The organism is Kocuria sp. CPCC 205231 (assembly GCF_040980965.1).
GTDB lineage: Bacteria > Actinomycetota > Actinomycetes > Actinomycetales > Micrococcaceae > Kocuria > Kocuria rosea.
In genome coordinates this window covers 1-22,162 of sequence record NZ_JAVKPP010000026.1, presented here as the reverse complement: position 1 = coordinate 22,162, position 22,162 = coordinate 1, and the positions used below count along the sequence as shown (strand labels likewise).

At 71.0% G+C, this 22,162-nt stretch carries 25 protein-coding genes; 2 read left to right on the top strand and 23 right to left on the bottom strand.

Going from position 1 to position 22,162, the window contains the following annotated elements; all coding sequences use genetic code 11:
- The first annotated feature begins 358 nt into the window (after positions 1 to 358).
- The gene (locus tag RF640_RS17845) at positions 359 to 592 is read left to right on the top strand and encodes a hypothetical protein (RefSeq protein ID WP_109268178.1); all 234 of its coding nucleotides are present in this window, start codon (positions 359 to 361) and stop codon (positions 590 to 592) included.
- Between the two features lie 109 nt (positions 593 to 701).
- Here RF640_RS17845 and RF640_RS17840 read toward each other — a convergent pair whose 3' ends face one another.
- From RF640_RS17840 to RF640_RS17770, 15 genes are all read right to left on the bottom strand, one after another.
- The gene (locus tag RF640_RS17840; protein WP_368828531.1) at positions 702 to 1,397 is read right to left on the bottom strand and encodes a hypothetical protein; all 696 of its coding nucleotides are present in this window, start codon (positions 1,395 to 1,397) and stop codon (positions 702 to 704) included.
- 35 nt (positions 1,398 to 1,432) lie between these two features.
- Positions 1,433 to 2,857 carry a hypothetical protein gene (locus RF640_RS17835; RefSeq protein WP_368828529.1) on the bottom strand — a complete coding sequence of 475 codons (1,425 nt, stop codon included), beginning with the start codon at positions 2,855 to 2,857 and terminating at the stop codon, positions 1,433 to 1,435.
- Positions 2,858 to 3,007: 150 nt separating this feature from the next.
- Positions 3,008 to 3,661: a class F sortase gene (locus RF640_RS17830; protein WP_368828528.1), complete on the bottom strand. Its 654-nt coding sequence runs from the start codon at positions 3,659 to 3,661 to the stop codon at positions 3,008 to 3,010.
- Positions 3,662 to 3,782: 121 nt separating this feature from the next.
- Entirely contained in the window at positions 3,783 to 4,652 is an 870-nt protein-coding gene (locus RF640_RS17825) for a type II secretion system F family protein (protein ID WP_368828527.1), read from the bottom strand.
- Between the two features lie 26 nt (positions 4,653 to 4,678).
- Complete coding sequence (locus RF640_RS17820; protein ID WP_368828526.1) at positions 4,679 to 5,626, bottom strand: type II secretion system F family protein; 948 nt, start codon at positions 5,624 to 5,626, stop codon at positions 4,679 to 4,681.
- Positions 5,626 to 6,966, bottom strand: a complete 1,341-nt coding sequence (locus RF640_RS17815) for a CpaF family protein (RefSeq protein WP_368828525.1) — start codon at positions 6,964 to 6,966, stop codon at positions 5,626 to 5,628. Before RF640_RS17815 ends, RF640_RS17820 begins: the two co-directional genes overlap by 1 nt.
- A 179-nt stretch (positions 6,967 to 7,145) precedes the next feature.
- Positions 7,146 to 8,375 carry a CpaE family protein gene (locus tag RF640_RS17810; protein WP_368828524.1) on the bottom strand — a complete coding sequence of 410 codons (1,230 nt, stop codon included), beginning with the start codon at positions 8,373 to 8,375 and terminating at the stop codon, positions 7,146 to 7,148.
- The gene (gene cpaB / locus RF640_RS17805; protein WP_368828523.1) at positions 8,372 to 9,118 is read right to left on the bottom strand and encodes a Flp pilus assembly protein CpaB; all 747 of its coding nucleotides are present in this window, start codon (positions 9,116 to 9,118) and stop codon (positions 8,372 to 8,374) included. Before cpaB ends, RF640_RS17810 begins: the two co-directional genes overlap by 4 nt.
- A gap of 68 nt (positions 9,119 to 9,186) precedes the next feature.
- Positions 9,187 to 10,209, bottom strand: a complete 1,023-nt coding sequence (locus RF640_RS17800) for a pilus assembly protein TadG-related protein (RefSeq protein ID WP_368828522.1) — start codon at positions 10,207 to 10,209, stop codon at positions 9,187 to 9,189.
- 26 nt (positions 10,210 to 10,235) lie between these two features.
- Complete coding sequence (locus RF640_RS17795) at positions 10,236 to 10,607, bottom strand: TadE/TadG family type IV pilus assembly protein (RefSeq protein WP_368828521.1); 372 nt, start codon at positions 10,605 to 10,607, stop codon at positions 10,236 to 10,238.
- Positions 10,608 to 10,737: 130 nt separating this feature from the next.
- A complete protein-coding gene (locus RF640_RS17790; protein ID WP_368828520.1) occupies positions 10,738 to 10,959 on the bottom strand; it encodes a Flp family type IVb pilin in 222 nt (73 codons plus the stop codon).
- Positions 10,960 to 11,208: 249 nt separating this feature from the next.
- Positions 11,209 to 11,895 carry an A24 family peptidase gene (locus tag RF640_RS17785; protein ID WP_368828533.1) on the bottom strand — a complete coding sequence of 229 codons (687 nt, stop codon included), beginning with the start codon at positions 11,893 to 11,895 and terminating at the stop codon, positions 11,209 to 11,211.
- 263 nt (positions 11,896 to 12,158) lie between these two features.
- Complete coding sequence (locus RF640_RS17780) at positions 12,159 to 13,358, bottom strand: glycosyltransferase (protein WP_368828518.1); 1,200 nt, start codon at positions 13,356 to 13,358, stop codon at positions 12,159 to 12,161.
- A gap of 40 nt (positions 13,359 to 13,398) precedes the next feature.
- Positions 13,399 to 14,598, bottom strand: a complete 1,200-nt coding sequence (locus RF640_RS17775; RefSeq protein ID WP_368828516.1) for a glycoside hydrolase family 26 protein — start codon at positions 14,596 to 14,598, stop codon at positions 13,399 to 13,401.
- Between the two features lie 117 nt (positions 14,599 to 14,715).
- A complete protein-coding gene (locus RF640_RS17770) occupies positions 14,716 to 15,273 on the bottom strand; it encodes a CGNR zinc finger domain-containing protein (RefSeq protein ID WP_368828515.1) in 558 nt (185 codons plus the stop codon).
- Positions 15,274 to 15,387: 114 nt separating this feature from the next.
- Here RF640_RS17770 and RF640_RS17765 point away from each other — a divergent pair, with 114 nt between their 5' ends.
- Positions 15,388 to 15,603, top strand: a complete 216-nt coding sequence (locus tag RF640_RS17765) for a hypothetical protein (protein WP_035930150.1) — start codon at positions 15,388 to 15,390, stop codon at positions 15,601 to 15,603.
- 91 nt (positions 15,604 to 15,694) lie between these two features.
- Here RF640_RS17765 and RF640_RS17760 read toward each other — a convergent pair whose 3' ends face one another.
- The 8 genes from RF640_RS17760 to RF640_RS17725 all read right to left on the bottom strand — a co-directional run.
- Positions 15,695 to 16,861 carry a thiolase family protein gene (locus tag RF640_RS17760; RefSeq protein WP_368828514.1) on the bottom strand — a complete coding sequence of 389 codons (1,167 nt, stop codon included), beginning with the start codon at positions 16,859 to 16,861 and terminating at the stop codon, positions 15,695 to 15,697.
- On the bottom strand, positions 16,842 to 18,251 hold the full coding sequence (locus tag RF640_RS17755) for a class I adenylate-forming enzyme family protein (RefSeq protein ID WP_368828513.1): 1,410 nt from the start codon (positions 18,249 to 18,251) through the stop codon (positions 16,842 to 16,844). Before RF640_RS17755 ends, RF640_RS17760 begins: the two co-directional genes overlap by 20 nt.
- A gap of 86 nt (positions 18,252 to 18,337) precedes the next feature.
- On the bottom strand, positions 18,338 to 18,949 hold the full coding sequence (locus RF640_RS17750; RefSeq protein ID WP_368828512.1) for a biotin transporter BioY: 612 nt from the start codon (positions 18,947 to 18,949) through the stop codon (positions 18,338 to 18,340).
- A gap of 79 nt (positions 18,950 to 19,028) precedes the next feature.
- Positions 19,029 to 19,658, bottom strand: coding sequence for an energy-coupling factor transporter transmembrane protein EcfT (locus tag RF640_RS17745; RefSeq protein ID WP_368828511.1), 630 nt, complete (start codon positions 19,656 to 19,658; stop codon positions 19,029 to 19,031).
- The gene (locus RF640_RS17740; RefSeq protein WP_368828510.1) at positions 19,655 to 20,416 is read right to left on the bottom strand and encodes an energy-coupling factor ABC transporter ATP-binding protein; all 762 of its coding nucleotides are present in this window, start codon (positions 20,414 to 20,416) and stop codon (positions 19,655 to 19,657) included. Before RF640_RS17740 ends, RF640_RS17745 begins: the two co-directional genes overlap by 4 nt.
- Before the next feature lie 111 nt (positions 20,417 to 20,527).
- Positions 20,528 to 20,830 carry a CHY zinc finger protein gene (locus tag RF640_RS17735; RefSeq protein ID WP_368828509.1) on the bottom strand — a complete coding sequence of 101 codons (303 nt, stop codon included), beginning with the start codon at positions 20,828 to 20,830 and terminating at the stop codon, positions 20,528 to 20,530.
- Positions 20,831 to 20,993: 163 nt separating this feature from the next.
- Positions 20,994 to 21,635, bottom strand: coding sequence for a lactate utilization protein C (locus RF640_RS17730; RefSeq protein ID WP_368828508.1), 642 nt, complete (start codon positions 21,633 to 21,635; stop codon positions 20,994 to 20,996).
- On the bottom strand, positions 21,632 to 22,162 hold a 531-nt coding region (locus RF640_RS17725), incomplete at its 5' end, for a lactate utilisation protein LutB domain-containing protein (protein WP_368828506.1). The genes RF640_RS17725 and RF640_RS17730, both read right to left, overlap by 4 nt.

The following is a 22,162-nucleotide window of genomic DNA, read 5'->3' as shown; positions in this document are numbered from 1 at the left end:
CTGCCGCGGATGTGCGACCTCATGTTGCCGATGTCCCGAGACATGCCTTGCCTATGTCCTGAACCAGCACACTGTCATCCCGACCACCAGCCAAAGGCCCCGGACCAGTCGGTCCGGGGCCTTTTGCATGTCCTGCTCCGCACACCACGCTGGGCAGGCTGTCCCCGCAAGAAGCGACGCCATCCGCCGATGCATTTGCAAATTCATCGAATAGGCTCGGCACTGTCAGGGCGTGCCCGCCCCGGCGACCCGGGGACCGGCTGATCCTTCGCTCCCCCGCCGCCGGTGTCGCACCCTGTCGTCGCGGGCGTCATGGGGGCGCCCGGAACGTTCGTCTGCTCCGGGGGGAGTTCTCACCATGAATCTCGACATCGATCGTGTCCTCGACGACGCCGGCACCGGCGTGCTGGGCGCCGTCCTCCAGCAGTTCACCGACTGGTCCCTCTGGCTGGGCGTCGGACTGATCATCGCCGCGGTCATCAGCTCTGCCATGACCAAGAAGGTGCCGTGGACCCGCGAGGCCTCCGTATGGCTGTACTCGATGGCCGCCACGGCGTGCTTCGCCGTGCACTGGGCGGCCGTGCCCGCCTGAGTGACATTGACGCACCCGGCCCTCGTCAAGGGCCGGGTGCGTCGTCGTGTGCTGTGGCAACGCGGACCGCGCCGTCCCACCGGATGACTGCGCTTCGGACGGCGCGAACCTACTTCCGGGCCGAGGAGAAGACCAGCTTCTCGTCCCCGCCCTCGAGATCCCGCTCGGCCAGAGCCCACTGATCCTGCATGAGCTGCTCCAGCAGGTCGTCGGTCAGCTGCTGCTGGTTGCCGCCCTGCCCACCCAGCTCCTTCTCGAGTGCCTGCCGCAGGAGATCCTCGGAGAACGGCCCGTCCTGTCCGGCGACTTGCGGCGCAGTGAGGTCTCCCAGCAGGCACAGCCCCTCGCAGGTGACCACGAGCTTGAGACCGGCCTCGATCGTCGTCGACGTGGTCGTCGTGGTGCTGGTCGACGTCCGCTCCGTCGCCTGGACCGGCATGCCACCACCCACCGGCCCCGCCACAGCGGCAGGAGCCTGTCCGAGGGCGATTGAGGACCCGGCGGCGGGCGCCTGCCCGGGGATGCTCGTTCCTGCCGTGCCGCCGACCGGGGCTGCGGCCTGGGCCGTCCCTCCGGCAGGGGCGGCAGAGTCTGCGGTGGCCTCTGCCGTCGGTGCCGGAGAGGACTTGGGCGCCGCCGGGGACGTCGGCTGCGGCGCCGGGCTGGTGGTCGGCGTCGCGGTGCTGAGCGGCGGCAGGGGTTCGTAGGTGTGCGCACCCTTCGCCTCGGCCGCTGCACCGCCGCAGCCGGTAAGGGCGGCGAGCGCGAGGGACGCGACGACGACGGTGCGAGTGGTGCGGCTCATCGAGATCTCCCGGAGAACTGGGACGGAGGTGAACATCAGGCGGACCGATCCGAGGTGGCGGTCGGGTGTCGGCGCAGCAACCAGGCGCCGAGGCCGGCGCCGACAGCGACCACGACAAGGATCACCGAGGTCATCGCGCTGCGCTCACCGGCCGCAGGAGCTGCTCCCATGCCGGTGTTGGCCATGGCCGACTCGGCGTACGCCGCTCCCCCAGCCGTCATGGTGGTCTCCGTGACGACCTCCGTGGAGGTGGTCGTCTGCTCGTCGAACAGGACGAAGGCCTCGAGGGTCGCCGTGAGCTTCTGCTCGGCGTCGGCGTCCGTCACGATTTCGAGGACAGGGGCGCCGCGATCCCGGACCGCCGGCTCGGCGTCCGGTCCGGCCGCGCCGTCACGGGAGCCTGTGTCGCTGCCGGGGTCGCTGATTCCGTCGTCGTCGTTGCCGGTGGGCGTGTCCTGATCGACCGGCGCGTCCCCGGCTCCGTCGTCGCCCGTGGGCGCGGTCTCCTCGTCGGGGACCTCCTCCTCCGGCGCGGTGGGGGCGTCGATCTCGAACCCGGCGCTCGTGGCCCAGTCGACCGTGCGCTCCTGACCCGCGATGAGCAGGTCGCGGTACTGGTCGTCGGCCAGGACGGTGAGCTCGGTCGAGGGCATGGTCGCCGTCAGCTCGGCGGTGAGCTCGCCATCCGTGACTCCCGCCGGCACAGCGAGCTCCAGGCGCTGCTCCCGCTCGCCGCCGGCGACGGTCCGTGTCGTCGTCCCGTCCGCGAAGGTGACCGGCCCCGACAGGGTGACGGTCGTGAAGTAGTAGGACTCCGGCACCGTGACGAGCAGCGTCTCGGGCCGGCCGTCCGGCGCGGAGGACACGGCGACCGGGTAGCCGTCCTGCGGCGTCAGCGCCGGGACGTTCTCGCGGGCGTCCTCGATCAGGAACGCCGCTCGGTCCAGGTGCCACGGCTCGAGCCCGTCCGGCTGGGGCAGCTCAGCCGTCGAGAGGGAGCGCACGGCCCAGTGCACGGCCAGCGCCTCATCCGAGTCCTCCGTGGGACCGAAGACCGAGAGGATGTAACCGGCCAGCGCGGCGTTCTCCGGCTCCCAGTAGACCGGGTTGTCGTCGACCTTCTCGCCCACCACGTTTTCCCACCCGGCGGCCGGGTCGTCGAAGGGCTCGGCGACGGCGTAGCCCTCGTCGTCCAGCACGAGCTCTCCGACGGGGGCTAGGGGCTGATCCTCGTCGATGCCGTAGGCGGTGTCGGTGTTGGTCAGCGTCACCGGGGTGTAGAACGACTCCGCGCCGGTGCTCGGGCTCTCCTCCGGGACCTCGATGAGGTACTCCGCGATCGCCACGGGCACGGCGACGGCCGGCGTCGCGGCGACCAGCGTCCCGGTCACCGCGGTGGTGCCGGCCAGAGCCGCCACCGCGAGGAGCTGCGCGCGGCGGGCGGGGAGGGGGGAGGGCATGGGAACTCCTGTGGATCGTGGGGGGATCGGCAGGCCGGTGGGCGGCCGACCGATCTTTACTAATGTAATTGCATGGAGGGGGTGCTGTCCGGGGAAGTCGCTGTGCGACGCCGGGTGTGCGCAGAAGAGGGGACGGACAGCGCGGCGGCCTCACGGGACGGGGGCGGTCTCGGGATCGAGGGCCAGGTCCACGATGAGGTTGTTCGTGTACGACCAGGACGACCCTCCGTCCGGCTGGACGTAGTCGCCCGAACAGGTGATCAGGGACAACCCGGGGTCGCCGGTCAGCGCGAAGATGTCCCGCGGCGGGGCGTCCCGCGGGGTCGGCTCCCGGACCGTGGTCACGGTGTAGGAGAACACTCCCCCGGTCCCGTCGGAGACCCAGAGCTTCTGCCCGGGCTGCGCCGTGTAGAGCGTGGCCAGCGCGGGAGCGTCATAGGGATAGTCCACGTGACCGGCCAGCACCGCGTTGCCCCGCTCACCGCCGATCGGGGCGGAGACCGAGTACCAGCCGATCGCCGCACGGTCCTCGTAGGTGGGCACCGCCATGTTCCCGGCGTCGTCCTGTCCCATGGACTTGAGCGCAGCGTCGATGCCGATCGACGGGGAGCAGACCCGCGCCCGAGAGGACAGGTCCCCGCAGGTCTCCGGTCCCCGCACGGAGCGGTGGGCCCCCGGGTCACCGGCGGCCCGGGCGTCGTCCGCCGCGAGTGACGCGGTGTTCTCCGGGCCGGGGGCACTCACCGAGGTGGGTTCACTGTGCTGGATGTCCCCGCCGAAACCGGCAGCTGCAGAACCGGTCACCCAGGGGAAGGTCAGGAGGCCGACGGCGGAGAGCGACACCACGGCAAAAACGACGGATAGGACTGTGCGTCCGGTGGCGGTTCTTCCTGGGGAGGGCGCAGAGTTGTTGATCGGCATCCGACTACATCTTCATGAAGTTGAGCACGGTGGGCCCAAGCACCGTCAAGAAAAGCACCGGCAGGACGAAGAGCATCAGCGGGATGAGGATCTTCGTGGGGATCTTCTGCGCCGCTTCCTCGGCCCGCTGCCGTCGCTTGGTGCGCATCTCGTTCGCCTGTGTCCTCAGCACCGTGGCGATGGAAATGCCGTAGGCGTCCGCCTGGATCACGGCACGAGTGAACTGCCGCAGGTCGGGGACGTCGGTGCGCTGCTCGAGCGCTAGGTAGGCGTCGCGACGAGGAATGCCCACGCGCATCTCCTGCAGGGTGCGCACGAGTTCCTCCGCGAGGGGGCCCTTCCCGTTGTGCCCGGCGCGGGCCATGGCGGACTCGAAGCCGAGGCCGGCTTCCACTGCGATCATCATTTGGTCGAGGGTGTCAGCGAGCTCGAGGCCGATCTCCTTCTGCCGTTCGATGCCCCGGCTGTACAGCAGCAGCTCCGGCAGGAAGTAGCTCACCGGCACCATGACCAGCACGATGAGCAGGATCATGCCGTTGCCACTCGTCATGGCCAGGAGCAGAAGTCCTACCAGGAGGGCGGCGCCCATGGCGTAGACCTTGCAGGCCATCAGCCGGGCGACCGGCCAGTCCGCAGGCCGGCCCGCCTTGGAGTAGAGAGTCTCGATCCGCTCCTTGCCGTTGCCGGTGGTGAACCGGCTGGCCCAGCCGAAGTCCGGTGCGTCGCGGATCATCTCGGCCTCCGTGGCGCCGAAACCAACGCGCAGATTCTGGCGGACCAGCCGGTCGCCGCCCCAGCGCACGCCGACGGCGAGCCAGATGGCCAGGCCTGCGGCGCCGGCGAGGAGCAGCATGCCGAAGAGGAGGTGGGTCATGGCACGTCCTTCGGGAAGATCATGAATCAGAACTTGAGCTTGATGATCCGCGACATCCAGAAGCCGCCGATCGCGAACATCAGCAGGGCGACGACTATCATCGCGTAGCCGAGGAAGCCGCTCGTGACGAACTGGGAGATGTAGTCGGGAGCAATCAAGGACAGGATCGCGGCGATCAGCACGGGTAGCGCCATGAGGATGTAGGCGGACATCTTTCCCTCGGCCGAGAGCGTCTTGACCTGGCGTCGAATCTGATTCCGCTCCCGGATGGTGCCCGCCACCCGATCGAGCACCTCGGCGAGGTCACCGCCGACCTCCCGATGGATGCCGATCGCCTGAGCAACCCAGGAGAAGTCGTCGGAGCCCATGCGCTTGGCGGCCTGGTCCAGCGAGGCGTCCAGATCCATGCCGAGCCGGGTCTCGTTGACGATCCTCGTCAACTCCTCGGATGTCGGGGCCTGCGACTCCTTGGCCACCGCGTCGACCGCCCGCAGGAGGGAGTGGCCTGCCCGCAGCGACCCGGAGAACAGCTGGAGGGTGTTGTCGAGCTGGTCGGCGAAGATGCGCTTGCGCCGGCCCGTCATCACACCGACGAGCACCTTGGCGACCAGCGGGGCCGCCATGAAGAGCAGCAGTCCGAGCAGCGGCCCCCCGGCGAGCGTCCCGGCCGCCGCCGCGACGACCGCCCCGACGACGACCAGCACGAGGAAGTCGGCCGGCGAGGACTTGATGCCGGCGTTCTCCAGGGCGGCGGCTACCTTGCGCGTCCACCCTCGGCGCTCCAGGAACTCGGAGACGGCCTCGGTGGTCACGCCGGAGAGCCGGGACAGCTGCGAGGACTCCAGTTCCCGGGGACCGCGCGGCGGCCGGCGCCGATCCATGGGCAGCCGCGGCGTGCGCGAGCGGAAGACCACGAACAGCCCGAGCAGCCCGGCGAGAACGAGCAGCCCGACGCCGACCAGCAGCGGTGCCATCAGCGTCTCCCGGGGTCGAAGACGGAGGGATGCAGCTTGATGCCGTAGTCCTCGAACTTGTCCACGAACCGCGGCCGCACCCCGGTGGAGCGGGTCGTACCCCGGAAGCGACCGGTGCGGGAATCCACGCCGGCGTCCCAGTCGAAAAGGAAGGCATCCTGCAGGGTCACGGTCTCCCCCTCCATCCCCTGGATCTCGGTGATGTGGGTGACCCGGCGTGTGCCGTCCCGGAGTCGTGACAGCTGGACCACCACGTGGATGGCCGAGGCGATCTGCTCGCGAATAGCCCGCTGCGGCAGGTCCATGCCGGCCATCATGACCAGGGTCTCCAGACGCGAGATGGTGTCGCGCGGGGAGTTGGCGTGGATGGTGGACAGGGATCCGTCGTGGCCCGTGTTCATGGCCTGCAACATGTCCAGGGCCTCACCACCGCGGCACTCCCCCACCACGATCCGGTCCGGGCGCATGCGGAGGGAGTTCTTGAGCAGGTCGCGGATGGTGATCTCGCCCCGGCCCTCGATGTTCGCCGGCCGGGACTCGAGCTGCACCACGTGCTCCTGCTGCAGCTGGAGCTCCACGGCGTCCTCGATGGTCACGATCCGCTCACCGTGCGGAATGAAGGAGGACATCACGTTGAGCATCGTGGTCTTGCCGGTACCGGTGCCGCCCGCCACCAGGATGTTCAGGTGCGCCTCGACGCACGCGCGCAGCAAATCGGCCATCTGCGAGGAGACCGATCCGAAGCGAATGAGGTCCTCGACGGTGAGCGGGTCCTTGGCGAACTTGCGGATCGTCAGGGAGGAGCCCTTGACCGCGAGCGGCGGGATGACCGCGTTGACGCGGGAGCCGTCCGGAAGACGCGCGTCCACGAGTGGCGAGGACTCGTCGATGCGCCGGCCCACCTGGGTGACGATCTTCTCGATGACGTGGCGCAGGTCCTGCTCGGTGGCGAAGGTCGACTCCGAGAGAGTCACCTTGCCCTTCTGCTCCACGAAGATCTGGTCGGGGCCGTTGACCATGATCTCCGTGACCGAGTCGTCGTCGAGCAACTCCTGGAGCGGACCGTAGCCGAGCACGTCGTCGCTGACGGATCGGATCAGCCGAAGGCGCTCCTCGGAGGACATCGGCACCTGTTCCTCGGCGACGATGCGCGTCAGTTCCTTGGTAGCGAAGTCCTTGAGCTGGACATCCGACAGGCTCGAGTCCGACTGACGGGAGCCGATGCGGTCCAGGAGTTCCTGCTTGACCCGGTGCTTCAGGCCGGCGAGGGCATCGAACTTGCCGACCTGGGCGCGTGGAGCCGGCTCGGCCGGAGCCTCCGGGTGGGGGGCGGTCAGCACGAGTGAGTCCAGCGACGGGGCGTCATCGGACGCCGGCGAAAACTCCTCGGACGTCGAAGGTGCGGCCCCGGTACCGGACGACAGCGGGGAGTCGACGGAACGCTCCGCTGGGGACACGGAAGCAGAGGAGGGAGGGGGAAGGGTTTCGCCGCGGGCGGCGGCGAGGCGTTCGGCGAGCTTCACGATCGGACCAGAGCCTTCCGGGACAGGCCCCGCCGGGGAGCGGAGCGGTCGGGGGCGAAGGAGTCTACGAGGACCTGCAGCTGCCGGGCGGCCTTGTCCTTGGAAGCGTGCAGCAGCAGGGGCTCGCCGCGGTTGGTGGCATAGGCGGCCATGCGGGAGCGCGGGATCACGTGGTCGACCGAGGCGCGGATCGTGGCCTCGATGTCCTGCACCGACAGCCCGGAGTTCCGGTCGGCGGCGTTGACCACGACCTGCGCGCTGGGCGGGACGAGGTCGATCTCCCCGAGCAGGTCCATCTGCTTGCGCAGCCCGCGCACCCCGGGGACGTCCATGCCGGTGAGGAAGACGACGTCGGTGGCCGCCTCGAGCGCGGCGAGCGCGTGCTCGCCCATGCCCGGAGCGGTGTCGACGACGACGTACTGGAACTGCCCGGAGAGCTGCTCGAGCAGGTGCGCCACCTGGGCGCCGCCCACGAGCTCGCCCTCGGCCGGGTTGGCCGGGGTGCACAGGGCGTAGATCGAGGCGGGGTGGACGGTGAGGAAGGTCTTGAGCACGAGGCCGTCGTCCACGGCGGGGCCGGTCACCGCCTCGGTCAACGAGTGCTCGGGGGCGAGTCTCAGCGCAGCGGCGACGTCGCCGAACTGGACGTCCAGGTCCACGATCACCGTGTTCATGGGCGCGATCCGCCCCAGTCCCACGGCCAGGTTGGTGGCCACCGTGGTCTTGCCGACCCCGCCCTTGGGCGAGGTCACCACGATCGTGCGGGAGTCGTCGCGCCGGGCCGACGGCACGGCGTGCAGGCTCCCGGTGGCCGGGCCGCCGGAGGGCAGGACGCGGCGACGGGACTCGGCGCTGTCCAGGACGCGGGACAGTGTGGCGAGGATGCCGTCGACGTCGGCGTCGAGGTCGAGGACGTCGCGGAAGCCGGCGCGCATGGCTGCCACGGCCAAGGACATGTCCGTGGGCACGACGAGGACGAGGGAGACCTCGGGTCGCTGGATGTCGAAGACGCCGCCCAGCCGCAGGGCCTCGTAGAGGTCCAAACCCGGACCGAGCACGACCACCGTGGGCAGTTCGCCGATGGAGCGGCCGAGCAGTTCGTCCGGGGTGCCCGGCAGCGCCGTGCCGAGCACGGTCTGCACCTCCCCGGGCAACCGGCCCTGGACGGCCTGGCGGAAGTGGGCGTCGTAAGCGGGATCCCCGGTGACCAGCAGCAGGCGGCTCATGAGAAGTCCTCCCGCGTGGCGCCGTTGGCGTTCTCCTCGGCGTCCTCGGGCTCGAGCGAGAGCCAGATCCGGCCGAACTCGGAGGCGTAGACGATCTTCTCGGCGGTGTCGGCGTTCACGGCGAAGGTGACGAGCATCGAACCTTCCGGTACAGCTGGCGCGTCGTTGCCGGCGCCGTCTGCTGCTGCCTCTCCTTCGGCGGCAGCGGCGGCGCTCGGCGCGCCCTGCACGGAGGTGACGAGGATCTTGTCCAGGTCCTTGGACGTGCGGGACGCACGATTGTCGTCGCCCTCGAAGGAGACGAAGAAGCCGACGTGATCCCCGGCCGCCAGCTGGCCGCCGACCACACGAGGCGCGTCCAGCTGGATCGTGACTTCCTGCAGCCCGTCCGGGACCGGCACGGTGCCTGGGGCCTCGAGCGCCTCGGGGTCGACCAGCCGGGAGTCAAGTAGCTGCTCGCCCGGCTGAAGGTCAACACCGGCAACCTTGCCGCTCTGGCCGCCCAGGGAGGACAGCGCGCCGTCGGGCACGACGGCGGCGGGAACCGTGTGCAGGGCCACGGACTCGCTGAACTCCTCCACGGGGGTGCCCTCGGGGATTGGTGCGGTGACGAGGTAGACCTCGCGGGGCTCCTGGTCGTCCAGGGCGCGGGCGTCGGCGGCGCCGACATAGGTGGTGACAAGGACCAGGCCGGCGAGGGCCAGCACGGCCATCACGAAGCCGGCGATGATGCGGATCTTCACGGTGTTCTTCCCGAGGTCGAGGGGATGGGGATGCGGGAACTGGTAGATGCGAAGCGTCTGTAGTGGTTCTATTCGTCGAGTCCCACGACGACCGCGCCGTAGTCGGTGGGGATGGGGTCGCCGGACTCGGGCAATTCGAACTCGGCCTCGTCGAGACCGACGAAGCGGACGAACTCGCCGATCACGCCGGTGCAGGGACTGGTGCAGCTAGCCCCGGACGTGGTGTTGCCCGCGGATGTCGACGGAAAGCGCCAGCCGAGGAGCTTGACGGCGGCCCAGCCGTCCGGGCGGTACCAGCCGTTGTTGCCGGTTCCACCGAGGTCGGTGTAGATGGGCAGCAGGATGGTCTTGCCCTTCAGCGCGGACAGTTTGGTCTCGCACTCGCCCGGGATGCTGTTGCCGGGGTCGGAGTAGGACTTCTGCCCGATCTCGACGACAGCCTGGCAGGAAGTGCTGTCGATCACGCCGAATCCCCCGGGGAGGTTGTGACCAGAGGTGGCTTTGTACCCACATTCCTCCATGTCGGTGCCGTCGCTCTTCTTGGTCTTGCCGTTCCCGTTTCCGTTGCCATTCCCATGGCCATTGCTGCCACTGTGCATCTGCAGCACCTGCGGGCCGGCCCCGAGGTGGAAGTCGCACCGGGAGAAGATGAAGGGAAGGGCGGCAGTCCCCCGGTACGGAGCACGCCACGAGGCCGCAGCCGCCGCAGACACGTCGGCCTCGTCCTTGCCCGTGACGAAGCCGAAGTTCAGGGCGAGGGAGCCGGCGCCGTCGGAGTCCAGGGAGTGCACGGCGACCTTGACCTTGTTGCCGGTTTTGATCGGCTGGTCCACGTCGACGGTGGTGTCGCGCACATTCGCAGAGGCGTACTGCCGCGCGCGCGTCAGCATGGCCGCCGGTAGGCAGGGGCTGCCGGCCGCACAGTCCTGTGCCACGGCGAGCGCCGCGGCATCGGCAGAGGACTGCAGCTGCGCACGCTCCTCGTACATGAGACCGACGTCGATGGCGATCGCTGCCGCCAACAACAGCACAACCAGCGACACGGCTGTAATGACGGCAACAGCACCATGTTCACCGTTTGTCCGGTGCATAGAGCGCGCCTTGGCTAGATGCCCGGTCAGCCGCCGCATCGCATGGCAGCTTTCCCCGTGAGTTTCATACCTTCGGCAACTCCCGTGACAGTTTCAAGCTCGTACGTGACGGTGACTTTGATATCCGCGTCCGCTGCGCAGCTCACTGGGTTGGCCTGGAAGGCGGTGGCACCGAGGTCGACCGATGGCGCGGCTGCGACGCCGCTGTCCACCGCCCCGCCCCAGTCGTTGTGAATGGCCATGTAGCGAGCCGTCTCTCGGGCGGCGTGTGTCAGGCTGATCTGGACGTTGTAGGCCCGGCCGCATTCGATGATCCCCAGCAGGATTAAAAGCAATACGGGGAGGACGAGAGCAAACTCTACGGCGGCGGCCCCGCGCTGCGAGTTCCACAAAGTCATTGCACGTCCTTAGGACCGAAGGAGCTGAAAGGCCGGAGCCTCATAAAAGGCGGAGGGCGTCGCGGCACCTGGCAAGGTGCCGCGACGCTGAGCGGAAGATCTACGGATAAGCGTCTCCCTTGGTCAACCGCTACTCGGCAGCAGTCTTGGCAGTCCCGAAGTTGAGACCGTTGAACAGAGAGTTGATCTTCGGACCCAGAATGACGAATGCGGCGACAACGATGACTGCCATGAGACCGACGATCAGGCCGTACTCGACGGCGGTGGCGCCCTTCTCCTCGCGGGTCAGGCGATCCACGATGGAGTTCTTGGCGTCGGCGACGTACTGGAGGGTGACGAGAATGGGCAGCATGGTGTGTCCTCACGATGAGAGATAAATAAGGGGGTTGAGTCGGAGAACGAGCCCTGGCATTCGCGTCTTGCGGGATCTGTCTGCCACTTGCCTACCGACCTGTAGAAAAGATAGCTGTCACGATCGCAAACACACAAGCATTCAGATGCATGCACTTTGGGGGACGTCAAAAATGGACGTAATGCCTAGTGGAGAGGTGCATTCATCCGCATCTACCTGCACGGCAGGGAGCTTGTCCCCCGAACGGCGTCAGGAGAGGCCTGGCAGGAAATGCTCCCGAGCGAGGGTTTCGCCCCACACCACTGCCGCCAGGGCCCCGGCCAGCATCGATGGGCCGAACGGGACGTCACTGCGCAGTCCGCCGCGGCGGGACGTCAGCATGGCAAGTCCCACGAGTGCACCGAAGATCGAGGCCAGAAAGGCTCCAACGAAGAGCGCCCCCCACCCCTGGAAGCCGAGGAACAGTCCCAGCACTGCTGCCAGCTTGACGTCGCCCATACCGAGCCCGGCCGGCGAGATGAGCGCCAGCACGAGATAGAGGACGAACAGCACGAGGGCGCCCAGCACTGCGCGCAGCAACGCGGCCCAGGCGTTCTCCCCTACGGCAGCCACGGCGAGCAGCACGAAGCCGAAGACCAGGGCGGGCAGTACCACGGCGTTGGGGAGCAAGTGGTGCCGCAGGTCGATCACTGTGAGAATCACCGCGACGGCCACGAAGAAGAGGTACGCCGGGAGCTGCCAGCTGAGCCCGAAGAACGAGGCCACGAGGACGAAGAGTGCCGCCGTCAACGCCATGAGCATCGGACGGGATGGAGCCGGGTCGAGCTCGTCCGTGACCGGGCTGTACCGCAGGACGGCACGAGGCAGAAACCAGCCCACCACAGCACCCCCGAGACCGGCGGTCAGCACCCACCAGTGAGGGGCTGTTCCGAGCATGAACTCCACGAAAGCGCCCCTCCGGTACGTGGGCGCCTCGGCTGACGCCCGGGTCAGTGTCCGTCCCCCATCCGGGGTTCCGTCCGGGACAGAGACTAACCGAGAGGGCGGCCTTAGCGGTGTTGGACCACGTCACCGTGCATTTCGACAATGGAGGGCTCTCGGACGCGGCGATATCCGAATCGTAATCAAAACTGACCAAATGCAGAGAAAGCCCGGACAGGGAGTAGACGAATACCGTCAGCATTCTGTGCTTGTTGAGATCAGCAAGACGTGAGCACAGACAGCGCGGCCTCCAGTCCGCGCTCTTGCCGTACTTCGCGGCCCACCCGCTCGGCGGCGGCACGGCATCCGAGGGCGTCGCCGATCGCCGCAGTGAGCCGCTCGGCCGTCAGCTTCTTCTGCGGGATGGGCGCGGCGGCCAGGTCGATGCTGTGGAGCTGCCGGCCCCAGAACGGCTGGTCGGCCAGGAACGGCACCACCACGTGCGGGACGCCGGCGCGGGCCACGGTGTGCACGGTCCCGGCCCCGCCGTGGTGGATGGCCAGTTCCGCACCGGGCAGCACCGCGTCGAGAGACAGGGCCGGGAAGGCGAGCACGTCGCCCCGGAGGGAGCCCTGGAGGTCCTCCGGCAGCGCGAGGCCGCTCCACCCGGTGAGCAGCAGGGTGCGCAGACCGTGGGCACGGGCGCTCTCCGCCACCGCCCTCCCCCGGGCCAGTGGGTCCCCGGAGGCCATGGAACCGAAGGTCGCCACGAGGTAGGGCCCGCCCCGGAGGAACGCGAGCACGGCGGGATCGGGCTCCGGCGCCGGGGCGTCGGCGTGCCAGGACCCGGTGAGGTGCACGGAGGCCGGCCAGTCGTCCGGGCGCGGCAGCAGCTGCGGGCTGATGGGCAGCAGGGTGGCCGCCGGGGCGGGAACGGCGGCCGGCCGGCCGCCGGGCAGCTGGGCGCAGGCCCGGTCGATGTCCCGGCGGAACATCCGCTCGGCGCCGCGGGCCACCGCGTAGGTGGCGCGGTTGAACCGGCCGAGGTCCCGGTTCACCACACCGGGCGCCGGGAACTGCCGGGTGGGCGTGAGCACGGGAACGGCCTCGGCCACCACGTGCGGAACGCCGAGGGCCTGCGCCACCGCGGGCGCCGTGAGCACCTTGGGGTGGTGGACCACCACGTCCGGTGCGAACGCGAGTGTCTCCCGCACGGCGGCGGCCAGCATCCGGCGCATGTCGGGGCCCACCTCGGTGCGGAAGTGCCGCACGGCCGTCCACGGCGAGATCCCGTGCTCCTGGACCAGCCGGTGGAAGTCCACCTCCAGGCTCACGGTGTCCAGCCCGAACAGGTCCACGCCGGAGGAGTCAGGGAGGCCCAGGCGGACGTCGTGGCCGTGGCCGGCGGCGAAACGGGCGAGGGCGGCGAACGGCTCCACGTCGCCGCGGGTGCCCGCGGTCAGCAGCATCATCCTCATGGACCCAGTGTGCTCCTGCCGTGTTCCGACCGCAGGCGGATCAGGAACCGGCCGGGGTGCAGCTCTCCTCCGGGCCCCAGTGCAGCCACTCGGGCAGATCCGCGGTGAAGGCGTCCCGGACGGCGGCGGTGTTGGTGGTCGTCCAGTCCACGGGCCCGTCGATCTCGACCTCGTGCTTGTCCCACTCGAACCAGCTGATCATCTTCAGCTGCGGGAAGTCCTCCGGCATCGACTCGTCGAAGACCTGGCCCCACCACGCCTGCTTGATCGCCAGCTCGTCGGCGCCGCCCTCGGCCGGGTTGTACAGGGCGGCGGTCTCCGGGATGGCCACGGGCTTGCCGCGCCGCTGCCCGTACTCGGCGTAGAAGTCGGGGACGGCGCTGTCGTCGCCGCCGGCGCCGTCGTAGGTGCCGGTGAGCTGGGCGGCGAACTTGCCGGGCTCGGGCAGCTCGTTCTCGCCCCAGGGATGCCGGTCGCCCCAGTGGTACAGGGACATACCCACCCAGTCCACGGCGTCGTCCCCCGGGTAGTAGGGGGCGTACGGGTCGTCGGCCATGGTCAGGGCGCCGTCCCCATCGGTGTCGAGGGCCCTGAAGTCGGCGGTGCCGGGCTCGGCCTCGTACTGCCCTCCGGCAAAGGGGTAGCCGCCCCCGTAGTTCGGCGCCCACATCATCGCCGAGCCGGGGGCGTGCTCGTGCACCGCGTCCGCCACCCGCCGATAGGCCTCCACGTAGGCGGTCGGCTGGTGGCCCCAGGCGTACCAGGAGCCGTTCATCTCGTGGGCGAAGCGCACGACCACCGGCACGCCGGAGTCGTTGATCGCCGCGAGGTCGGCCGTCAGCTCCCGCACGGCCTCGTCGGTGACCTCGGCGAGCCCGCCCTCGGGCTCGAGCGTCAGCAGCATCATCTGGCCGTCGGTCCGGATCTGGTCCGCGGCCATCCGCAGGTGGTCGTGCCCGCGATCGTCGTAGGGGAATCCCGTGAAGGACACGGACACGGCGGGCCGGTGGCCGAGCCGGTCGGCGTAGTCGCCCAGCGGCTTGTCGTCCCAGTCGAGGTTCACGCCGTAGAGGGCGCCGGTCTCCGGCTCCAGCTCGGACCGGTCCAGCACGGTGCACATCGGCAGCGGCGCGGCCTGGACCTCCTCGTCGGGCTGGGAGGAGATCTGGGCCGCGAGGGTGCCGCCGCCCAGGGCGAGGGCGGCGACGAACACGACGGCGACGAGCGAGGATTCCTTCACCCCGTCAGCTTAGGAAGGACTCGATAGGAAATCATGGAAATAGGCGTCCGGCGGCGCGGTCCGTGACGAACGACGACGACGCTCCGTCCGCCGCACCGGCCGGTCAGCCGGGCCGGCTCACGCCCCGGCGGCGGAGTCCGGGCGGTCGTCGATGTCGCCGGCCTGGCGCCGGCGGTAGGCGGTCATGTTGGTGCGGTTGGCGCACCGCTGGCTGCAGAAGCGCTTGGATCGGTTGCGGGAGAGGTCCAGGAGCACCCCGTCGCAGTCCTCGGCCCCGCACTCCCGCAGCCGGTCCGTCTCGTCGGCGCGGATCACGTCCACGAGGGCGAACGCCGTCTCCAGGCGCAGCCGGGCGGCCAGGGGCGCGTCCGAGGGCGAGGCGTGCAGGTGCCAGTCCTTCCCGTCGTGCCGGGCCAGGTGCGGGGCGAGCTCGGTGGTGTCGAGCACGGCGTTGACCGCGTCCACCATGGCGTCCCGCTCCAGGGCCCAGACCCGCCGCAACTCGCCGCGGACCTCGCGCACCTCGGCCAGCTCGTGCTCGTCGCGGTCGAAGCGCCCCGACCAGCCGTGCTCCTCGAGGAGGGCCCGCAGCTGCGCGGTGGTCACCAGCTCGTCCTCCCCGGAGCGGGAGGCCCCCGGCGCGGTGTTCATCAGCGCCACGTCGGACTCGAGCACATCTTCAGTGTCATAGGCAAAATGCACTTGACTACTTATTCCTTCCACGGCTAGCGTGAGTGTCATCAACAGTTTAGACCCTTACGCGACGATGGTCGCGAGAAGGAGCTCCTCATGGTCGGCGGACTCTACCTCCTGGCGCTGCTCTTCGTGTTCGCCACCGTGGGCCGGCAGTCCGTCCCGCGGCGCGAGCGCACGGACCTGCGCAGCTGGACGCTGCGGGACGTGTACTACAACGTGCGGCGCGGCGTGACCGTGCTCGGCGAGCACGGCCCGTCCTACCCCGCCCTGGACGCCGCGGAGCTCGCGGCTGCGCAGCGCTCGCGCTGAGCGGCACACGGCCGGCAGGGCCGCTCGTGCCGGCCGGGGCGCATCTCCCCCGTCGGGGCGCGGGGTGCCCTCCCCAGCGCACCCGCTCCGGTCAGAGCGTGATCTTCTCGAACAGGGCCGCCGTGCCGATCCCGCCGGCGGAGCTGATCATCGCCAGCAGCAGGCTCCCGGTGGGCAGGGACCGTGAACGGGACAGCAGGCGCACCACGGACACCGCCCCGGAGGCGCCGTAGGCGTGGCCCAGGGCCAGGGCGCCGCCCTCGGCGTTGAGCACCTCCTCGTCGAGACCGAGCAGGTCCGTGCAGGCCAGCACCTGTCCGGCGAAGGCCTCGTTGAACTCGGCCGCCGCCAGCTCCTCCACCGCCACGCCCTGCTCCGCCAGCAGCTGCCGAGCGGCCACGGCGGCACCGATGCCCAGCCGCGCCGGGTCCACCCCGACCGTCACCGCACCACGGAAGGCGAGCCCGTCCCGCCGGTTCAGAGCTCGGGCCGTGGCTGGGTCGGTGACGAGCACGGCGGCCGCGCCGTCGGCGTCCCCGCAGGAGTTCCCGGCCGTGACCGTCCCGCCGGCCGCGAACACGGCCGGGAAGCGTGCCAGCAGCTTGGCGTTCAGCGTCCGCCGCGGGCCGTTGTCGGCCCGCACGTCACCGCGGGGTCCGGTGACCGGCACCAGCTCGTCCCCGAAGGCCCCGGCGTCCGCTGCGGCGAGGGCGCACCGGTGGCTGCGCAGAGCGAAGGCGTCCTGGCGCTCGCGGCCGATCCCGTGCTCGCGGGCGACCGTCTCGGCGGCCTCGCCCATGTCGGGATCGCCCAGGTGCTCCGGGGCGAACTGGGCGCGGCGGTAGAACTCGACTCCCCCGTCCTCGCGTCGTCGTCCGCGCAGCGGTGCGGTGCTGATGCTCTCCGCCCCGCCGGCGAGGAAGGCCCGGCCGGCCCCGGCCTGGGCGAGCCGGCAGGCCAGCACCACCGCGTCCAGCCCCGACCCGCACTGTCGGTCCACGGTCAGGCCCGGCACGGAGACCGGCAGTCCGGCCTCCAGGGCGGCGAGCCGAGCGAGATTACCGCCGGCGCCCACGGCGTTGCCCACGACCACGTCGGCGAGCCGGGCGGGATCCAGGCCCGAGTCCGCCAGCAGGGAGCGGAGCACCGGGGCCAGCAGCCGGTGGACGGGCACGCCATCGAGCAAGGTCCCGGCGCGCGCCAGGGGCGTGCGCCGGCCCAGCACCAGCACGGGGGCATCAGCCGAGCGGTCGGACACGGGCGTCTCCTTCGAGGATCCAGTCGCAGAACACCGCGCGGCTGAGCTTGCCGTTCGCGGTCACCGGCAGCTCCCGGAGCTCCCAGTACTGCTGCGGGCGCTTGGCCGGGGCCAGCCGCCCGTCCAGTCCGGCCCGGATCCGCCGCCGGTCCGGCCCGGCGGCGGCCGGGAGGATCCCGGCCACGATCCGCTGGCCGCGGGCGTCGTCGGGAAGGCCGGCGACGACGACGTCGGCCACTCCGGGCACCAGGGCCAGGGCCGCCTCGACCTCGTGCGGATAGACGTTGTGCCCGCCGGTGTTGATCATCTCCGCCGCCCGCCCCAGCACGTGCAGCTGCCCGTTGCGGAGGAAGCCCTGGTCCCGCACCGTGTGCAGGCCGCCGAGCCGGCCGAGGCCCTGGCCGTCGTCGCCCCAGAGGCAGCCGTCGCAGACCAGGTCCGAGCGCACGCAGATCGTGCCCGTCACGCCCTCCGGCACGGGGGTCCCGGCGTCGTCCAGGACAGCCACGTCCACACCGGGGAACGGGACGCCCACCGCGGTGCCGGAGTCCTCGGCCGCCATCTCGGCGGGCTCGCCCGGACGGTGGCAGCGCGCGGCGACGAAGCCGAGCTCGGCGGCACCGTAGTACTCCCAGATCGCGGCGTGCGGGGCCCAGCGCCGGGCCGCCGCGAACGTGGTGGGGTCCAGCTTCTGCCCGGCGCACACGATCGCCGTGACACCGCTCGCGTCGGCACCGGCGGCCAGGCCTCGCTCGGCGAGGACGCGCAGCACGGTGGGCACGAGCACCAGGCGGGTGACCCCGTGCCCGGTGATCGCGGCGTGGGCGGCGGCGACGTCGAAGCCCGGCAGGGTCACGAAGCCGGCCCCGGCGTGGAGGCACTCGGAGAGGGCGTAGAGGTTCAGGCTCGCCGCCAGCGGGCCGGGCGCCAGCACACGGTCCTGTGGTCCCAGACCGAAGTGCTCCGCGGACGCTTCGAACGAGCGCCGCCAGGAGCCGCGGCTGCGCTGGAAGCCCTTGGGCAGGGCCGTGGTGCCCGAGGTCAGGCCGATCAGGAAGGCCGAGGCGAGGTCGCCGTCGCGCAGTTCCGCCGGGGCTGGATCGGCGGGGAGGCGCGCCGCGCAGCGCTCCCGCACCTGCGCGGTCAGGTCCTCCGGCCAGGACGGGTCCAGGACGGCGCATACACGTTCCTCGGCCACCCCGGCGGCCCACCGGACGGCGAAGTCCGTGCCGTTGGCCTGTCGCAGGATCCCCGTGGGCTCGCCCGAGGCGGCCAGGGCCGCGGCCCCGTCGCGCAGATCGCTCCAGCTCAGCTGCTCGTCCCCGCAGGCGACGGCGAGTTCCCGCGGGCGTTCGGCGGCCCAGCGGGTCAGGCGGTCCAGAAAGGGCATGTCCTCGTCCTTGGTGCTGGTCTCACGCTGCGGGTGCGGCAGTGGGTCATGGATGACGGTTGCCGGCGAGTGGCGCTCCCCGGTCGTCAGCGGGCGGTGGGCGTCCCGCCCAGGAGCCGGCGGTAGCTGCGGTGGACGTTGATCGCGGCCAGGGTCGCCACGACCGCCTTGAGCAGGTCCCCGGGGATGAACACGAGCGCGCCCAGCGCGGAGGTGGACAGCGGCAGCCCGGTGACCACGGCCGTCCACGGGATGCCGAAGGCGTAGATCACCGCGATGCCGCCCACGACCACGCTCAGCAGCACCGCGGCGAAGCGGGCAGTGCGGCCGGTGCGCCGGATCGCCCAGTACTGCACCAGCGCCCCGATGACCAGGGCCGCGGGGATCCACCCCACCAGGTAGCCGCCGGTCGGGCCCAGGAACACCCCGAGCCCGCCCCGGCCCCCGGCCAGCAGCGGCAGCCCGGCCAGCACCAGGGCGTGCAGGACGACGACGGAGAGCATCCCGCGCACCGGCCCGAGCAGCGCCCCGGCGAGCATCACCCCGAGGGTCTGCAGCGTGATGGGCACCGGGATGATGCCGACCGTGATCGGGGGCACCAGGCCCAGGGCGGCGATGAGGGCGGCGAACACGGCCACCAGGACGGTGTTCTGGGTGGTCTGGGAGCTGTCGGCGGTCCGGGAGGTCATGGTGGTCATGGGGTCCTTCGATCGGGGACGAGCGGCGGGGCTCGAGCAGGCGGGGCGGTGACGTCTGGAACGGTCGGGGGGCCGGGGGTCAGTCGGTGGAGGTCCGGGGAGCGGCCCGTGGTGGGGGCGCGGAGTCGTAGCAACGGGCGTCGAGGGCGGAGGCGATCTCCTGGGCCGACTCGAGGGTCCGCACCAGCAGGGGCACCAGCACGGCCACCGGGCTGTTGTGCAGCCCGCGGGCGAACTGGGCCTCGCGGACCTCGAGGTACTGGGTGCGGATCTGCGGGATGAACCGGATCGTCATCGACAGGGCCAGGCTCATCTGGGCCGGGTTCAGCCCCAGGTGCCGGGTCGGGGCCAGCATCCGCTCGAACAGGGCCAGCATCTGGGCGAACGTGGTGGACAGGCTCACCGCCCAGGCGAACAGGCACAGGCTCAGCAGCCGCAGGGACGCCACCGCCGCCGCCTCCCAGGTCGTGGTGAAGCCCAGGGTGAGGAAGACGACGCCGACGATGAGCACCAGTCCGGCCAGCAGCCGCGCCAGGCGGGCGACCGGGGTGCGGGTCGCCCAGGCGGCGGCCACGGCCAGGCCGAAGACGGCGAGCTGGACGCCCAGGTGCGTCACGGCGTAGATGCCGAGACTGGCGGCGAACAGGAAGGCGAACTTGTGACCGGCCGGGATGCGGGTCAGCGGACCGGTGCGCTGCGGAGCGGTCATCGGTCGCTGATTTCGCAGTAGAACTCGACGGCCGGTCCGGGGGCGCCGTCGAAGACGATCCGGCCCTCGTGCACCACCAGCACCCGGTCGTAGCCGCCGATCAGCTCCAGGTCGTGGGTCACCACGACGGCCCGCTGGTCGAGCTCGTCGATGGTGGCCTGCAGCCGGCGCCGGTTGCGCCGGTCGAGCATGGTGGTCGGCTCGTCGAAGACGATCGTGGACGGCTCCATCACCAGCACCGAGGCCAGGGCCACCAGCTGCTTCTCGCCCCCGGACAGGGCGTAGGACTCCCGCTCGGCCAGGTGGGCAATGCCCAGCCGCTCCAGCACCCCGTCCACCCGAGCGGAGAGCTCGGCCCCGCGCAGGCCCAGGTTCTTCGCCCCGAAGGCGAGGTCCTCGGCCACCAGCGGCATCACGATCTGGTTCTCCGGGTTCTGGAACACGAAGCCCACCCGGCGCCGGATGCGCCTGGCGTCGGTCGCGGTGGACAGCCCGCCGACCTGCACGGTGCCCCGGGTGGGTAGCAGCAGCCCGTTGAGCAGGCGCACCAGGGTGGATTTTCCCGACCCGTTGAGCCCGATCACCGCGATGCGCTGTTCGTCCAGGGACAGGTCGACGTCGCGCAGGACGTCCTGGCCCTCCCGGGTGACCGTGACCCCGGTCAGCCGGATCTCCGAGGATCGGGGCCCCGGCGGCCCCGGCGGGGCGGAGGACTCCGCCCGGCGGGACCGGTCCCGCAGCGGATGCTTGATCGACACCGTGGAAGCCGTCCTCTCCTCGTCCTGCTCAGCGGCGGGCGGCCGCTGCCGCGCCCCGGTGCGTCCGGGAGGCGTTGCCGCCGCCCTGGGACGCCTGGGTCCCGGGGCGTCTCAGTCCCGGGGTGCCGGCTCGAAGTACAGATCGGTGTGCAGGGCGCAGCCCGGGTTGAACCGGGCGGCGCACCGCGGACAGCCGTCCGCGGCCAGGTACTCCCGCACGGAGAGCTCGTGGCCGCAGACCCCGCAGAGCACGGCCTCGGCGTCCTGCTCCTCGACCGGCCACTGCGCCGCCGGGTGGCCGGCGGTCTCCTCGTGGCACAGATGACAAGGGTAGTACTCCTGGCAGCACCAGAACTTGATCGCGACCACGTCCAGCGGCGTGCGGTAGTGCACGCACCGCGTCTGCTCGTCCACAGGACGTCCCAGAACCCGTCTCACCGCTGCCCCTCCCGTGCCGCGGCCGGTCCGACCCCTCCCGCGGGAGAGCCCGGACCGGCCGCTCGTGACGTCCGACGACGTCCACTGTACGGAGCCGCAGCCGCGCGGCGGGAGACCACCGTGCGGTGGGTGCGGGAGCTCAGCCGAGCAGGATCACGTCCAGCCTCCGGGGCCCGTGCACGCCCTCCACGCGCTCGAGCTCGATGTCCGAGGTCGCGGACGGCCCGGAGATCATGGTGACCGGGGCCGTGGGCTCCACCAGGGCGAGGGCCTCGGGGATCAGCTCGACCACCGAGTGCAGGGGCACCACGCAGATGTGGTGGTCGGGGACCAGGCTGATCGCCCGGCGGCCCTCGTCGGGACGGCCGGTGAGGAAGATGGTGCCGGTCTCGGCGCAGGAGACGGTCGAGGACGTCACCACGGCGTCCACGGCGTTGAGCTCCCGCACCCCGAGCGCGGAGGCCGCCCGGGCGTCGTTGGGATCCACGATGACCCGGCGCATGCCGGACTCCTCGGGCAGCCAGGCGCGGTCCAGGCCCTCGGGCACCACGTAGCGGGCGGAGGCGCCCAGCAGCTCGGCGATCCGTCCCGGCAGGGTGGCGGGGGTCTCGTGGTGCACGGAGGCCTTGTAGTCGACCAGCCGGTCCTCGAGCATCTCGACGACCTCGTCGCGCGGCCGGTCCGAGGCGCGGCGGTAGGTGCGCTCCGCCGCTGCGGGCGCGGGCGTGTCGTGCAGCGCCCCGCGGATCCGGTGGAGGATCTCGGTCCTGGCGTCGGTCATCGCTCTCCCCCGTCGTGCTGGGTGTCGTCCGCGGATCCGTCCTGCGGGCCGCCGTCGGCGCCGGTTGTCGCGGCAGCGCCGTCGGTGACGGGTCCGCCGTCGGCGGCCACCCGCTGCTGCGTCTCGCCGGCGTGCTTGGCCCACCAGTTGCGGAAGGACTCCTTCGGCGGGGCGGGGATGTCCCGCTCGTCGGTCCAGCCGCCGGCCGTGCCGGGCAGCCAGCTGATCGCGCGGTCCTTGCCCGCCACGGCCCGGCCCAGCGGGAGGGCCTTCTCGGCGAGCGCCATGCGCTTGCCGGAGGACATCACGAAGGACGCTCCCTTCATCATGAGGTCCATCTCGGACGGGGCCTGCGGCAGGCGCCGGGTGCGGGCCGGTGCCGCGGCGGCGCCGTCGTCGGAGCGTTCGCCGTGCTGGGTGCGCACGTCCTCGTCGCGCAGGTGCACGAGGATCTCGGGGATGTTGATCTTCACCGGGCACACGTCGTAGCAGGCCCCGCACAGCGAGGAGGCGTAGGGCAGGGAGGC